Raw genomic sequence first — 12,609 nt, 5'->3', positions numbered from 1 at the left:
CCTTCACTATGTCCACCCCAGCGCCCACCATCCTAGTAGTCGAAGACGACGACATCGTGCGCATGCTCATCGTTGATGTGCTGGAGGAGCTGGAATTCAGTGTACTGGAGGCAGACGATGGTGAACCGGCGCTGAAGATTCTCCGGGATGACAGCAAGCCTATCGATTTGATGATGACCGATGTCGGCCTGCGGGACATGGACGGCCAGGCACTGGCCGCCGAGGCCCGGAAATTGCGCCCCACCCTGCCCATTCTGTTCGCCAGCGGTTATGCCGAGAACATCGACGCGCCTGCTGACATGCATGTCATCGGCAAGCCGTTCTCGATCGATCAACTGCGTGACAAGGTCAAGGGCATTCTGGGCTCGTGATTCACCTTGATCCGGCAGCGGCTGCAGATGTGCTCTAATTGCGCGCCATTTTCAGCCGCCTGCCTGCAAGGAACACCCGTCAATGACTGCATCACCCGCCACCAAAGTTCTGGTCATCGGTTACGTCTGGCCCGAACCGCGCTCTTCGGCAGCCAGCGGGCATGTGATGCAGATCCTCGATATCTTCCTGCAGCAAGGCTGGGACATCACTTTCAGCAGCCCGGCCGGCCCGGGCGAGCACAAGGCCGATCTGACGGCTCTGGGCATCCGCGAAGTGCCGATCGAACTCAACCACAGCAGCTTCGATAGTTTCATCAGTGAACTGGCCCCGGATATCGTGCTGTTCGACCAGTTCATGATGGAGGAGCAGTTCGGCTGGCGCGTCGAAAAGCAATGCCCGAATGCCTTGCGCGTACTGGAGACGTCCGACCTGCAGAGCCTGCGCCACGCCCGCCACCAACGGCTCAAGGAGCGCTTGAAAGACGACCCGGACAATCAGGATTTCAGCGCCCTGTTCGCACCGGCGCTGCGCGAAGAGTTCGCGTTGATGGCCGATACTGACCTGGCCAAACGGGAAATCGCCGCGTTGTATCGCTGCGATCTGAATCTGATGATTTCCGAAGTGGAAATCCGGCTGCTGGTCGAACAGTTTCAAGTCCCTGTGGATCTGCTGCACTGGTGCCCGCTGATGCTCGAACCACCGCGCGATTCGTTCGTACCCTTTGAACAGCGCGCGCACTTTCTCAGTATTGGCAACTTCCGTCATGCGCCCAACTGGGACGCCGTCCTGTGGATGAAGACCGCCGTCTGGCCGCTGATCCGCCAGCAATTGCCCGGCGCTCAACTGCATGTCTACGGTGCCTATACGCCGCCCAAGGCCACAGCCCTGCACAACGCGGCGCAGGGGTTTCATGTGATGAACTGGGCAGAAGATGCGCTGCAAGTGATGTCGCAAGCCAGAGTTTGCCTGGCGCCTTTGCGTTTCGGCGCGGGGATCAAGGGCAAGATCGTCGATGCGATGCTCTGCGGCACGCCCAATGTCACGACGCCCATCGGCGCTGAAGGCATGGGCGGCGCAATGCCCTGGCCCGGTGCGGTGGCTCAGTCGGCCCAAGCCTTGGCCGATGCCGCTGTGGCACTGCACGAAGACAGATTGCGCTGGGTTGACGCACAGCAGGCCGGCGTCGCGTTGTTGAATGCGCGCTATCGACAGGCTGATCACGGCCCGGCGTTGATCAATCGCCTGCAACATTGTCGCGACAACTTGTCAGCGTTACGTCGCGCCAACTTCACTGGCAGCATGTTGCGTCACCACTTGCATAAAAGCACCCAATACATGGCGCAGTGGATCGAAGCAAAAAATCAGAAAAGTTGACAACCAAAGTACAAGAGCACATTACCAATACTTTGCAAAGAGTGCTGGCTTGTAGTTTTTCCGTTTGCACCAAAGAATAACTTCCGAACTGACCAGACAACTTGAACGGTCGGAAATTTAAACTTTATCTGCAACGGAATGCACCATGAACAATTACCCTTTCAAAAACTGGATGGCGGCTACGCCGGATATGGACCGACTGACCCTTGGCGAAGTGGTCTGGCCCGGCGCGCATAACTCCGGGCTGGATTTTGATTTCCCGTACCCGGCTTATCTCCAACCCGCCCAGAACTGGTTTGTCTGTCAGGACGGTCCATTCATTCAGCAACTTAATGAAGGCGTGCGCGCCTTCGACTTGCGCCTGCATGCGGATGAACACTGGGTGGGCATCAAGAAATTCCATACGTTTCATGGCGTGAAACTGTTCCAGGGACGCTCCTTGAGCGAGCTGGTAAAAAGTCTCAATTTTTTCCTCAACGAGAATCCGAACGAGTTCATCGTGTTGGACTTGCATGAACTCAAGGGCACCAACGATCAGCCATTCGATTACAAGGGTTTTCATGAAGTCATCACCACGGAACTGGCTTCGCGGCTTATTCCCCGGAGCAACAGTCACCTGACAATTGAGCAACTTAAAAGAACCAGCTCGCTGCAACGCGTGGTATTGGCAAGCGACTCGCACCCGGACTTCAGCTCACCCCTGTACTGGCCGAAAATCCGTCATGAATGGAGCGGCTCGGATATCACTTCTCCCGAGCAGCTCAAGCAACACATCACCCGAACCCTGGCCAACCCACCGGCATCCGGCAACCTCTGGTCGTTGTCGGCCACCAGCTACGGCGAACTGGCCGGCGTCAAACGGATCACCGACGAGCTCAATCAATGGTTTGGCCCGGACTCGGGATGGGCACCGAAGTGCAGCATCATCAATGCCGACTTCATCGGTGGCACTCCACTGATTGGCCATTGCCAGCAGGTCAACCAGTCCAAAGGTCTCAGAAAGACCCGAGGCTGAGGCGCTGGAACTGTCCTTGGCGCGCGTGCATGATGGGCATCTGAACACCACAACAAGACGCATCGGACATGACCCGGGCCACCAGAATCACTGATCCCTCCTACGAACTGATGGACGACCATAACGGGCTGTCCATCATCTACCGTCAGCATGGTTTTCCGTGCCCGCTGGTGCGTTGGCATTTCCACAAGGAATACGAACTGCATCTGATCGTCGCCAGTTCCGGCAAAGTGTTCATTGGCGACTACATCGGCAACTTTTACCCGCAGACACTGTTCCTCACCGGGCCCAATCTGCCACACAACTGGATCAGCCAGGTGGCCGAAGACGAAGTGGTGGAAAAGCGCGACATGCTGGTGAACTTCACCGATGAGTTGTTTGAAAGCGGCCATCAGGTATTTGCCGAACTCAAGACGCTGACACCGCTGCTGGAACGCGCGCAGTACGGCATCGAATTTCGCGACAAGGACACGATCCGCGAGGCGCTCAAACTGATGCAGCTGATTGCCGACAGTCGCGGCATCACTCGTCTCGGGCACTTTTTCATTCTGATGGAACTGCTGGCGGCGACTGACGATTATCAACTGTTGTCCGGCGCCACCAACACGCAACTGGCCGACGAACACAACATCGACCGCACCAACCGCGCGGTCGATTACATCTTCAGCCACTACGCCCGCGAACTGACGCTGGAAGAAGTCGCCGAGCATTTGGGCATGAAGCCCACCTATTTCAGCCGCGTATTCAAACAAGCCACCGGGCGCAACTTCATCGAATTCGTCAATCGTCTGCGCATCAGCAAATCCTGCGAACTGCTGGCCGATGGCGACAAACCGGTGACGGAGGTGTGTTTCGAGTCGGGGTTCAACAACATTTCCAATTTCAATCGGCGCTTCCAGCAACTCAAGGGCATGACACCGTCGCACTATCGACGCCTCGCGGTGCAGCGTCTGACCGAACAGAATCACGCTTAACCGCCACATCAAAAGATCGCAGCCTGCGGCAGCTCCTACAGAAATCGATGTAGGAGCTGCCGCAGGCTGCGATCTTTTGATGTTTCAGCCAGTGCAAAAAAGTATCGGTTCAAGTGCGACGGATGATTTGTCAGTCTGTCGATTGAGGGCTGTAATCAACACACATTCTTCCTGCACCGGAAGACACAAAAACAATAACTGTCCTTCTGCCCCCCAACGGCGCAGAAAAGGAGTGCACGATGCAACCCACTGCAAAAGCTCTGCTAGCCCTCACCTGCATGACCCTCAGCAGCGTCAGCCTTGGCGCCCAGACCCTGACCATCGCCACCGTCAACAACAGCGACATGATCCGCATGCAAAAGCTCTCGAAAACCTTCGAGTCCGAGCATCCGGAAATCAAGCTCAATTGGGTGGTACTGGAAGAAAACGTCTTGCGCCAGCGTCTCACTACCGACATCGCCACTCAGGGTGGCCAGTTCGATGTGTTGACCATTGGCATGTACGAAGCGGCACTCTGGGGCGCCAAGGGCTGGCTCGAACCGATGAAGGATCTGCCGGCCAGTTATGCCCTCGACGACGTGTTCCCATCGGTGCGTGAAGGCTTGTCGGTCAAGGGTTCGCTGTACGCCCTGCCGTTCTACGCCGAAAGCTCGATCACCTATTACCGCACCGACCTGTTCAAGGACGCCGGCCTGAGCATGCCCGAGCGCCCGACCTGGGAACAGATCGCCGGCTTCGCTGAAAAACTCACCAACAAGGACAAAGAGCAGTACGGCATCTGCCTGCGCGGCAAGGCCGGCTGGGGCGAGAACATGGCGTTGATCACCACCGTCGCCAACGCTTATGGCGCGCGCTGGTTCGATGAAAAATGGCAGCCTGAATTCAATGGCCCCGAGTGGAAAAACGCACTGAATTTCTACGTCGACACCATGAAGAAATCCGGCCCGCCCGGCGCCTCCAGTAACGGCTTCAACGAGAACCTCGCGCTGTTCAACAGCGGCAAGTGCGCGATCTGGGTGGATGCTTCCGTCGCAGGCTCGTTCGTCACCGACAAGACCCAGAGCAAGGTTGCCGATCACGTTGGCTTCACCTTCGCCCCGCATCAGGTCACCGACAAAGGTTCGGCGTGGCTGTATTCGTGGGCACTGGCGATTCCCACCAGTTCCAAGGCCAAGGACGCCGCCAAGGCGTTCAGCGCCTGGGCCACCTCCAAAGAGTACGGCGAACTGGTAGCCAAGACCGACGGCATCGCCAACGTGCCACCGGGAACCCGCGCCTCGACCTACAGCGATGCTTACATGAGTGCGGCGCCGTTCGCCAAGGTCACGCTGGAATCGCTGAAAGCCGCGGATCCGAGCAAACCGACGCTGAAACCGGTGCCTTACATCGGCATTCAACTGGTGACCATTCCTGAATTCCAGGGCGTGGGCACCCAGGTCGGCAAACTGTTCTCGGCAGCGCTGATCGGCCAGACCACGGTGGATCAGGCCCTGGCTGCGGCGCAGCAAACCACCGAACGCGAGATGAAGCGCGCCGGTTATCCCAAGTAACCGCTGCCTACTTCAATTGTGGCGAGGGAGCTTGCTCCCGCTGGGCTGCGAAGCAGCCCCAGACACTGCCGACACGGTCAATCAGATAGACCGCGTTTGCCGGGTTCACGACTGCTACGCAGCCGAGCGGGAGCAAGCTCCCTCGCCACAGAGAACTCGCTGTATCTCGAGTAAGTGATCACTGTCATGAATACTTCAACTGCCAAAGCCCACCTCGACCTGTCGCAACCCCAGCGCAAAGTCCGCGTACGCAATCCCGGCTGGTTTCTGGTCAGCCCTTCGGTGGCCCTGTTGCTGCTGTGGATGATTGTGCCGCTGGGCATGACCATCTACTTCTCGATGATTCGTTACAACCTGCTCGATCCGGGAGTAAACGAATTCGTCGGACTGGAGAACTTCACTTACTTCCTCACCGACTCCGGCTTCCTGCCCGGTGCCACCAACACTCTGTTGCTGGTGGGCAGCGTGCTGTTGATCAGCGTGGTGTTCGGTGTGCTGATCAGTGCGCTGCTCGAGGCCAGCGAATTTCTCGGCCGCGGCATCGTGCGGGTGATGCTGATCTCGCCGTTCTTCATCATGCCCACGGTCGGCGCGCTGATCTGGAAGAACCTGATTTTCCATCCGGTGTCGGGGATCCTCGCCTACGTCTGGCGGCTGTTCGGCGCCGAGCCGGTGGACTGGCTGGCGCACTACCCGCTGCTGTCGATCATCATCATTGTCTCGTGGCAATGGCTGCCCTTCGCGATCCTGATCCTGATGACCGCCATGCAGTCCCTCGACCAGGAACAGAAGGAAGCCGCGCGTCTCGATGGTGCCGGCCCCGTCGCGATCTTCTGGCACCTGACGCTGCCGCACCTGGCGCGGCCGATTGCCGTGGTGGTGATGATTGAAACGATCTTCCTGCTGTCGGTGTTCGCCGAGATTTTCACCACCACCAACGGCGGCCCCGGCTACGCCTCGACCAACCTCGCCTACCTGATCTACAACCAGGCGCTGGTGCAGTTCGACGTCGGCATGGCCTCGGCGGGCGGCTTGATCGCCGTGGTCATCGCCAACATCGCCGCGATCATTCTGGTGCGGATGATCGGCAAAAACCTGACTGACAAAGCCTGAGGCCCGCCATGACTCTTCAACAATCCCGCCGGCTGCAAAGCCTGCTGCTCGGCACCCTGGCCTGGGCCATCGCGATCGTGATTTTCTTCCCGATCTTCTGGATGGTGATGACCAGTTTCAAGACCGAAATCGACGCCTTTGCCACGCCGCCGCAGTTCATCTTCACGCCAACGCTGGAGAACTACCTGCACATCAACGAGCGCAGCGACTACTTCAGTTTTGCCTGGAACTCGGTGGTGATCTCGTTCAGTGCCACGGCGTTGTGCCTGCTGATTGCGGTGCCCGCCGCTTACTCGATGGCGTTCTACGAAACCCAGCGCACCAAGGGCACGCTGTTGTGGATGCTCTCGACCAAGATGCTGCCGCCAGTGGGCGTGCTGATGCCGATCTACCTGCTGGCCAAGAGTTTCGGCCTGCTCGATACGCGCATCGCACTGATCGTGATCTACACCTTGATCAACCTGCCGATCGTGGTCTGGATGGTTTACACCTACTTCAAGGACATCCCCAAAGACATCCTCGAGGCCGCCCGCCTCGACGGCGCCACGCTGATGCAGGAAATGCTCCGGGTGCTGCTGCCGATCGCCAAGGGCGGTCTCGCCTCGACCGTGTTGCTGTCGCTGATTCTGTGCTGGAACGAAGCGTTCTGGTCGCTGAACCTGACCTCGTCGAAAGCCGCGCCACTGACCGCGCTGATCGCCTCGTACTCAAGCCCCGAAGGCTTGTTCTGGGCCAAGTTGTCGGCGGTCTCGACCCTGGCCTGCGCGCCAATCCTGATTTTCGGCTGGATCAGCCAGAAACAGCTGGTGCGCGGCCTGTCGTTCGGCGCCGTGAAATGAATATCTCTGACCCAACACAACCACCTGTAGGAGTGAGCCTGCTCGCGATGAGGCCATGTCAGTCGACATCATCGCTGAATGACACTCCGCTATCGCGAGCAGGCTCACTCCTACCGAAAAGCTGATCCGGTTCAACTGAATAATTTATTGCGGAGGCCCACCATCATGGCCAACCTGAAAATCAAGAATCTGCAAAAAGGCTTCGAAGGTTTTTCCATCATCAAGGGCATCGACCTTGAGGTGAACGACAAGGAATTCGTGGTATTCGTCGGCCCGTCCGGCTGCGGCAAATCCACCCTGCTGCGGCTGATCGCCGGGCTGGAAGAAGTCAGCGGCGGCACCATCGAACTCGATGGCCGCGACATCACCGAAGTCAGCCCGGCCAAGCGCGATCTGGCGATGGTGTTCCAGACCTACGCGCTGTACCCGCACATGACCGTGAAGAAGAACATGTCGTTCGCCCTCGATCTGGCGGGCGTGCCGAAAGCCGAAGTCGAGAAAAAGGTCGGCGAAGCGGCGCGGATTCTCGAACTCGGGCCGATGCTCGAGCGCAAGCCGAAACAACTGTCCGGTGGCCAACGGCAACGGGTCGCCATCGGTCGCGCCATCGTGCGCAATCCGAAAATATTCCTGTTCGACGAACCGCTGTCCAACCTCGACGCTGCCCTGCGGGTGCAGATGCGTCTGGAACTGCTGCGTCTGCACAAGGACCTGCAAGCGACCATGATCTACGTGACCCACGACCAGGTCGAAGCGATGACCATGGCCGACAAGGTCGTGGTGCTCAACGGCGGCAAGATCGAGCAGGTCGGCTCGCCGCTGGACCTCTATCACAACCCGGCCAACCTGTTCGTCGCCGGTTTTCTCGGCACGCCGAAAATGGGTTTCCTCAAGGGCAAGATCGCCCGCGTCGATAGCCAGAGCTGCGAAGTTTCGCTGGACGCCGGCACGCGCATCACCCTGCCGTTCAACGCTGCCAACCTGAGCGTCGGCAGCGCGGTGACCCTGGGCATTCGCCCGGAACATCTGGAACTGGCGCAACCGGGCGACTGCACCCTGCAAGTCACCGCCGACGTCAGCGAACGCCTGGGCAGCGACACCTTCTGCCACGTCACCACCAACGCCGGCGAAGCCCTGACCATGCGCGTGCGCGGTGACCTCGCGAGCCGCTACGGCGAGCAACTGAACCTGCACCTGGACGCCAGCCATTGCCACCTGTTCGACGCCGACGGCGTGGCGCTGATCCGCCCGCTGCGCGCGGCGGCCTGAATTTCGAGACCTGCCCGATGAAACTGAATGAACAAAACCTGCATCACCTCGCCCCCGAGGTGCAACTGCCGGCCTACAACCTCAGCGACACCCGTCAGGGCATCGCGCACATTGGCGTTGGCGGTTTCCATCGTGCGCATCAGGCGTATTACACCGATGCGCTGATGAACACCGGTGAGGCGCTGGACTGGGCGATCTGCGGGGTCGGCCTGCGCACGGAAGACCGCCGCGCCCGTGACGACCTCAAGGAACAGGACTACCTGTTCACCCTGTTCGAACTCGGCGACAGCGACGACACCGACGTGCGGGTGATCGGTGCGATTCGCGACATGCTCCTGGCCGAGGATGGTGCACAGGCGCTGATCGACAAACTCGCCGATCCGCAGATCCGCATCGTCTCGCTGACCATCACCGAGGGCGGCTACTGCATCGACGACAGCAACGGCGAATTCATGGCGCACCTGCCGCAGATTCAACACGATCTGGCACACCCGCAAACGCCGAAAACCGTGTTCGGTTTCCTCTGCGCGGCGCTGGAAAAACGCCGTGGCGCAGGCACACCAGCGTTCACGATCATGTCCTGCGATAACCTGCCGCATAACGGCGCAGTGACCCGCAAAGCGTTGCTGGCCTTCGCCACCCTGCGTGACCCGGGGCTGCGTGACTGGATCGCACACAACGTCAGTTTCCCCAACGCCATGGTCGACCGCATCACGCCGATGACCAGCACCGCGCATCGCCTGCAACTGGCCGACAAACACGCGGTCGACGATGCCTGGCCGGTGGTCTGCGAGCCGTTCGTGCAATGGGTGCTGGAAGACAAATTCGTCAACGGTCGCCCGGCCTGGGAACAGGTCGGCGTGCAGTTCACTGACGACGTTTCGCCCTACGAAGAAATGAAGATCAAACTGCTCAACGGCAGCCACCTGGCGCTGACGTATCTGGGCTTTTTGAAGGGCTATCGCTTCGTTCACGAAACCATGAACGATCCGCTGTTCGTGCGTTACATGCGCGCCTACATGGACCTCGACGTCACCCCGCAACTGGCGCCGGTGCCGGGCATCGACCTGACTGACTACAAGAACACGCTGGTGGCGCGCTTTTCCAATCAGGCGATTGCCGATCAGCTGGAGCGGGTGTGTTCGGATGGCTCGTCGAAGTTTCCCAAGTTCACCATTCCGACGATCAATCGCTTGATTGCCGACGGCCGCGAGACCAAACGCGCGGCACTGGTGGTGGCGGCCTGGGCCCTGTATTTGAAAGGTGTGGACGAGAATGGCGACAGCTATTCGATACCTGATCCACGGGCGGAATTCTGTCAGGGACTGGTGGCCGATGATGCGTTGATCACCCAGCGGTTGTTGGCGGTTGAGGAGATCTTCGGCACGGCGATTCCGCGGTCGGCGGCGTTCGTGGCAGCATTTGAATGGTGCTGCAACAGCTTGCGTGAGGTGGGTGTGACGCGCACGTTAGAGCGGGTGCTGGCTGAGTGATGCGGTGAAACCACCGACGCCATCGCTGGCAAGCCAGCTCCCACAGGGTTTTCAATTGTTCATGGATTTTGCGTACAACCGAGAACCTGTGGGAGCTGGCTTGCCAGCGATTGGCTTCACCCTGACTCACCAGACACCCTGAGGACCTCACTGTGACCACCCGACAACTCTTCCTCGGCATCGACTGCGGCACCCAGGGCACCAAGGCGATCATTCTCGATGCCGCCAGCGGTCAGGTGCTCGGCGAAGGCGCTGCCACGCACACGATGATCAGCGGCGCCAACGGCCGTCGCGAGCAGGACACTCAACAATGGCTGGACGCTTTCGCCCTCGCCACCCGCCGCGCCTTGCTCGCAGCCAATGTCGACGGTCAGGCGATCCTCGGCATCGGCGTCTCCGGCCAGCAACACGGGCTGGTGCTGCTCGACGATCAGGGCCAGGTGCTGCGCCCGGCCAAGCTGTGGTGCGACACCGAAACCACCGATGAAAACGACCGTTTGCTCAAACACCTCGGCGGCGAAAGAGGATCGCTTGAGCGCCTCGGCGTAGTCATCGCGCCGGGCTACACCGTTTCGAAATTACTCTGGACTAAAGAACAGCATCCTGAGGTGTTCTCGCGCGTCGCACGCATCCTGCTGCCCCACGACTACCTGAACTTCTGGCTCACCGGCCGCGCCTGCAGCGAGTACGGCGACGCTTCCGGCACTGGTTATTTCAACGTGCGCAGCCGTCAGTGGGACTTGCAACTGCTGCGCGACATCGACACCACGGGTCGCCTGCAAGCGGCGCTGCCGGAGCTGATCGACGCGCATCAGGCGGTCGGTACGCTGCTGCCTTCGATTGCCGAACAGCTCGGCCTCAACCCGAATGCGCTGGTCGCCAGCGGCGGTGGCGACAACATGATGGGCGCCATCGGCACCGGCAACATTCAGCCGGGAGCGATCACCATGAGCCTCGGCTCCTCCGGCACGGTGTACGCCTACGCCGAGGCACCCAAAGTCAGCGCGGACGCCTCGGTCGCGACCTTCTGCTCGTCCAGCGGCGGCTGGCTGCCGCTGATCTGCACCATGAACCTGACCAACGCCACCGGCGCGATTCGCGAACTGTTCGACCTCGATCTGCAGCAGTTCAATCAACTCGTGGCCGAGGCGCCGATCGGTGCCGAAGGCGTGAGCATGTTGCCGTTCCTCAACGGTGAACGCGTCCCCGCCCTGCCCCATGCCACCGGCAGCCTGCACGGCCTGACCCTGAGCAACCTGACCCAGGCCAACCTGTGCCGTGCGGTGGTCGAAGGCACCACCTTCGGTTTGCGTTATGGACTGGATCTGTTGCGCCACAATGGTTTACAAAGCCGCAGCATTTGCCTGATCGGCGGCGGTTCGAAAAGTTCGGTGTGGCGGCAGATCGTCGCCGACATCATGAACACCCCGGTGATCTGCACCGAACACAGCGAAGCCGCCGCCCTTGGCGCGGCGATTCAGGCGGCGTGGTGCAAGTCATGGTCGAACGGCCACGAGGACACTTTGGCCGATCTGTGCCAGCGTTGCGTGAAGCTCGATCTGCACAGTGAAACCCTGCCGGTTGCCGTCAATGTCGCGGCGTTCCAGCAGGCCTATGAACGCTATCAACAGCATGTCGCAACCCTATAAAGAGCAAACAATTATGTATTTGGTGTGTGGCGAAGCCCTGTTCGATTTCTTCAGCGGAGACGATGCCAGCGGTCTGGCGTCGAAGGTCAATTTCAAGGCGATTGCCGGCGGCTCGCCGTTCAACGTCGCAGTCGGCTTGCGTCGTCTGGGTGTGGATTCGGCGCTGTTTGCCGGGCTGTCCACCGACTATCTGGGCCGGCGTTTGCAGCAAGTGCTGCAGGATGAAGGTGTGCGCCCGGACTTTCTGGTGGACTTCGCGGCGCCGACGACTCTGGCGATGGTCGCGGTGGGCGCCAACGGTTCGCCGCATTACAGTTTTCGCGGTGAAGGCTGCGCTGATCGACAATTGAGCGTTGCGCATCTGCCGCAGCTCGGCGCTGAAGTGCGTGGTCTGCACATCGGCTCGTTCTCGCTGGTGGTGCAGCCGATCGCCGATACCCTGCTGACCCTGGTGCAGCGCGAAAGCGGCAAGCGCCTGATCACCCTCGACCCCAACGTACGCCTGAACCCCGAGCCGAACATCGACCTCTGGCGCGAACGCGTGGCGACCTTGGTGCAACTGGCCGACATGATCAAGGTCAGCGACGAAGACCTGAGCCTGCTGTATCCCGAGCAGGATCCACAACGGGTGATCGAAGGCTGGCTGCAGCATCGCTGCCAGTTGGTGTTCCTCACCCGTGGCGGCGAAGGCGCGACGGTGTTCAGCCGCGCCCACGGCTCGTGGTCAGTACCGGCGTGCTCGGTGACGATCGCCGATACTGTCGGCGCCGGCGATACCTTTCAAGCGGCACTGATCACCTGGCTGACCGAACAAGGTCTGGACTCGGTTGAGAGCGTGCGACAGCTCAGCCGCGAGCAGATCGACGCGATGCTCAGGTTTGCCGTACAGGCGGCCGCCCTGACGTGCAGCAAGACCGGTCCGGATTTGCCCTATCGTCACCAGTTGAGCTGAACGCGTAGA

The 12,609-nt window shown here is 60.0% G+C and carries 11 protein-coding genes; all 11 read left to right on the top strand.

The window, feature by feature from the left end; all coding sequences use genetic code 11:
- Nucleotides 1–8 precede the first annotated feature (8 nt).
- The 11 genes from ACIP8I_RS01620 to ACIP8I_RS01570 all read left to right on the top strand — a co-directional run bounded on the left by ACIP8I_RS01620 (nucleotide 9) and on the right by ACIP8I_RS01570 (nucleotide 12,600).
- Nucleotides 9–371: a response regulator gene (locus ACIP8I_RS01620; RefSeq protein ID WP_400758167.1), complete on the top strand. Its 363-nt coding sequence runs from the start codon at nucleotides 9–11 to the stop codon at nucleotides 369–371.
- Between the two features lie 82 nt (nucleotides 372–453).
- On the top strand, nucleotides 454–1,746 hold the full coding sequence (locus ACIP8I_RS01615) for a glycosyltransferase (protein WP_400758165.1): 1,293 nt from the start codon (nucleotides 454–456) through the stop codon (nucleotides 1,744–1,746).
- 145 nt (nucleotides 1,747–1,891) lie between these two features.
- Entirely contained in the window at nucleotides 1,892–2,761 is an 870-nt protein-coding gene (locus ACIP8I_RS01610) for a phospholipase (RefSeq protein WP_367084442.1), read from the top strand.
- A 68-nt stretch (nucleotides 2,762–2,829) separates the two neighbouring features.
- A complete protein-coding gene (locus ACIP8I_RS01605) occupies nucleotides 2,830–3,735 on the top strand; it encodes an AraC family transcriptional regulator (protein ID WP_007963566.1) in 906 nt (301 codons plus the stop codon).
- 239 nt (nucleotides 3,736–3,974) lie between these two features.
- A complete protein-coding gene (locus ACIP8I_RS01600; protein ID WP_007963567.1) occupies nucleotides 3,975–5,285 on the top strand; it encodes a sugar ABC transporter substrate-binding protein in 1,311 nt (436 codons plus the stop codon).
- Nucleotides 5,286–5,471: 186 nt separating this feature from the next.
- On the top strand, nucleotides 5,472–6,398 hold the full coding sequence (locus tag ACIP8I_RS01595; RefSeq protein ID WP_003225141.1) for a carbohydrate ABC transporter permease: 927 nt from the start codon (nucleotides 5,472–5,474) through the stop codon (nucleotides 6,396–6,398).
- Nucleotides 6,399–6,406: 8 nt separating this feature from the next.
- Complete coding sequence (locus ACIP8I_RS01590) at nucleotides 6,407–7,237, top strand: carbohydrate ABC transporter permease (RefSeq protein ID WP_400758162.1); 831 nt, start codon at nucleotides 6,407–6,409, stop codon at nucleotides 7,235–7,237.
- Between the two features lie 165 nt (nucleotides 7,238–7,402).
- Nucleotides 7,403–8,506 carry an ABC transporter ATP-binding protein gene (locus tag ACIP8I_RS01585; protein WP_400758160.1) on the top strand — a complete coding sequence of 368 codons (1,104 nt, stop codon included), beginning with the start codon at nucleotides 7,403–7,405 and terminating at the stop codon, nucleotides 8,504–8,506.
- 17 nt (nucleotides 8,507–8,523) lie between these two features.
- The gene (locus ACIP8I_RS01580; RefSeq protein WP_400758158.1) at nucleotides 8,524–9,999 is read left to right on the top strand and encodes a mannitol dehydrogenase family protein; all 1,476 of its coding nucleotides are present in this window, start codon (nucleotides 8,524–8,526) and stop codon (nucleotides 9,997–9,999) included.
- Between the two features lie 152 nt (nucleotides 10,000–10,151).
- Complete coding sequence (gene xylB, locus ACIP8I_RS01575; RefSeq protein ID WP_400758156.1) at nucleotides 10,152–11,648, top strand: xylulokinase; 1,497 nt, start codon at nucleotides 10,152–10,154, stop codon at nucleotides 11,646–11,648.
- A gap of 13 nt (nucleotides 11,649–11,661) precedes the next feature.
- Nucleotides 11,662–12,600, top strand: a complete 939-nt coding sequence (locus tag ACIP8I_RS01570; protein WP_400758154.1) for a carbohydrate kinase — start codon at nucleotides 11,662–11,664, stop codon at nucleotides 12,598–12,600.
- Nucleotides 12,601–12,609: the final 9 nt, after the last annotated feature.

Origin of the sequence: Pseudomonas sp. NPDC088414 (genome assembly GCF_044753325.1) — a bacterium.
Classification (GTDB): Bacteria; Pseudomonadota; Gammaproteobacteria; order Pseudomonadales; family Pseudomonadaceae; genus Aquipseudomonas.
Note: the sequence above shows the minus strand (reverse complement) of the source record. Positions and strands in the feature narration are given on the sequence as shown.